The following is a 2,518-nucleotide window of genomic DNA, read 5'->3' on the forward strand; positions in this document are numbered from 1 at the left end:
CGGTGACGATTACGCCGTCGGATTACGGTGACCCGCAACTCGGCTGGGTTCCTGCTGTTGCTGCCGGTCTGGCGGCGTTCGAGCTTGTGCCGCAGAAGTATTCGCAGATGTACTGGCCCGCCACAGTGACTGACGTGCCGCCGGGAACAACCGCCGGGTTCACGATGACCACCATTCCGATCGCGGACGCACCGTACGACCGGTATGTGATCCCATCGGGTGAGGTGCAGGTAGTGGCATCGTCGGGGACGAACTTGCGGGTGGACCTGGTTGCACACCTGGACGATGAGACGGGCACGAAGATTGTGGGCCGCTCGTTCGGGGTCGCGGGCGCCAAGGACAAGCTGTCGTTGATCGGCTACCCGGCTGCGGGTACCACGTCGTCGGCAACCAAGATTCTCGCGGGTCAGCCTGCGAACGTGTACTTCCGGACCGAGAAGCAGGCCGGGTCGTCGTCGTATTCGTCGGCGGCTGGTACGGGCTTGTTCGGCTGTATGACGGTGCCCGCATGAGTGATGGTCCTGATTGGGCTGACACTTTCGCCGCGATTAAGCGGCCTCCCGGGCAGGGTGGCGGCCAGAATCAGCGCCTGGGGATGGATCAGGTTGCGCAGTGGCAGGAGTTCCAGCAGCAGCGCACGGGCGCGGATGTGGCGGTGGCTGTTGGTGGTGTGGACACCGGCGACAACTACGACGGCTGGGGATTCGTCACCGAGTGGGCGCAGGATGTCGGTGACGGTATCGGTAGCGCGATCGGTCAGGTTGGCACGCTCGCGAACAACCTGCTGACCGCTACGGAAACGGTCATCGGCAACATCGGCCATGTTATCGCCGATGGCCTGGGGCATGGGCTGCAGGACATCTGGGATGCGATCGGTTCCGGCCTGGGCGGCGCGATCAGTGGCAACAACGCCAGCACCCTGAATGCGTTGGCCGACAAGAATGCTCAGGATACGCAGGATGCCCTGGCGGCGTCATATGCGGCTCAGTGGGCGCTGCAGCAGCAGGCCAATGGCGGTGGCTCCAGCGGTGTCACCTTCGAAATGGACATGGCCGGTGCTGACGGCGATCCGCTACCGTCCGCCGATTGGGTGTCCGTGTCCAACATGGCCATCCGTGTCGTGGGCAGTGTCGATTCGATGGGCATGTCAGCAGGCGCATCGGTGGGAACTGTCGCGGTGGCGAACTGCGCCCACCTGTACAGCACCGACAGCCAGTCCCTCGGCGTGGTACTGGGACCGAAAGGTGACTCGGTCGCTGAGACCATCCTGCACTTCCATAGCAACACGGGATTCACCACGGGCCTGTACCTGTCGATCAAGACGACAGGTTTGATCCTCGGCTACTACTCGGGCGCTCTCGGGTCACGCACCTACACGCCACTTTCCGGCGGAACAATCAGCAAGACGCTGACGTCGGCGACCCGCATTGAGGTGCGCAACGCCGCGACGGCGAACAACTACGACGTCTTCATCAACAGCAGCACCGCCGCCATCGCGACGGTGTCTGATCCTGGGGCGCACGCTGTTTCCGGGAATCGGTCGACGCAAGTCACGATGACCTCCCGCACCGTCCCGCCGTTCCTGTTCCAGGGTGCGTACACGGCGTACAGCTTCTGGTTGTCGGCGGTCCTGGTGTCGGACTACATCATCCCGACATACGTGGGTTCGACAGCGCGCCTATACCGGACGTCGACGTCGACCGTGAGTCTCGGCTCGTCAGGGTCAAACACGGTGATGGGCAGCGTGTTCGGGGTTATCGACTACGCCACCGCTGACCTGACCGTCGACCTCACGACGTCGAAAATCACTGTCTCCGTCGAAGACACGTACCTGGTCAAGATCCGAGCCAAGATCAACATGGGTACCAACAGCTCGACCGCGAATCAGCTCATCACGCCACTGCTGTACAAGAACGGTTCGATCCGGGAATACGGCCAGCCGGCACTGCGGTGGATCACCGTCGCCAACGCGGCCACCGATCAGGGCGGAATGAACGCCATGAGCAGCGAATTCATCGTCTATCTCAAGCCCGGCGACTACATCCAACCGGGCTGGAACAACCTCAATGTCTCCGGCGGCACCCTGACCGGCGAGGCGACGGGCACCCAGACCTACCTGGAAATCACGAGGATTGGAACGACGAAATGACGTATCCCGTCAATGCGGCGAAGCAGGACCCCCGGACCGGGATCGTGGCGGTGAAGACCGGCAAGACCGACCCGGATCAGTCGTGGCAGATCGTGATGACTTCGGACGGCACGTGCCATTACGCGGCCGATGAGGATGTCGCCACGTGGGATGACTTGTCGGTGGCGGCTCCGTGATTCGCCGCGCCTTACCGGTCGCGTTCGGTGCTGTGGCTGGTGTGGCGTTGTTCTGCACCAGTTTCTACGTGTGGATGGTGTTCGGTGCTGACCCGGACAAAGACCCGTTGCTGTCGTTCTGAGGAAGGTAATTGATCATGGCTAATGGGCCTTCGAAGTGGCTTGTCAACTCGATGTGGGACGCCGTGTTCTT

Annotated in this window: 3 protein-coding genes and 1 pseudogene; all 4 read left to right on the top strand. The window is 62.3% G+C overall.

The genetic code is table 11. The features are described 5' to 3' along the window. Nucleotides 1-512 (top strand): annotated as a pseudogene (locus tag A7G45_RS14845) (hypothetical protein); the annotation flags it as partial. Further along, nucleotides 509-2,149, top strand: a complete 1,641-nt coding sequence (locus A7G45_RS14850; RefSeq protein WP_260938354.1) for a hypothetical protein — start codon at nucleotides 509-511, stop codon at nucleotides 2,147-2,149. The pseudogene A7G45_RS14845 and the gene A7G45_RS14850, both read left to right, overlap by 4 nt. Continuing rightward, on the top strand, nucleotides 2,146-2,325 hold the full coding sequence (locus A7G45_RS14855; RefSeq protein ID WP_260938356.1) for a hypothetical protein: 180 nt from the start codon (nucleotides 2,146-2,148) through the stop codon (nucleotides 2,323-2,325). Before A7G45_RS14850 ends, A7G45_RS14855 begins: the two co-directional genes overlap by 4 nt. Then, entirely contained in the window at nucleotides 2,322-2,447 is a 126-nt protein-coding gene (locus tag A7G45_RS14860; RefSeq protein ID WP_260938358.1) for a hypothetical protein, read from the top strand. The genes A7G45_RS14855 and A7G45_RS14860 overlap by 4 nt, the downstream gene beginning before the upstream one ends. The last annotated feature ends 71 nt before the right edge of the window (nucleotides 2,448-2,518 follow it).

Source organism: Mycolicibacterium llatzerense (genome assembly GCF_025331195.1).
Taxonomy (GTDB): domain Bacteria; phylum Actinomycetota; class Actinomycetes; order Mycobacteriales; family Mycobacteriaceae; genus Mycobacterium; species Mycobacterium llatzerense.

Bases quoted from the DNA above. Each gene is read 5' to 3' on its own strand.
- A7G45_RS14850 (WP_260938354.1), top strand. From the start codon at position 509: ATGAGTGATGGTCCTGATTGGGCTGACACTTTCGCCGCGATTAAGCGG.
- A7G45_RS14855 (WP_260938356.1), top strand. From the start codon at position 2,146: ATGACGTATCCCGTCAATGCGGCGAAGCAGGACCCCCGGACCGGGATC.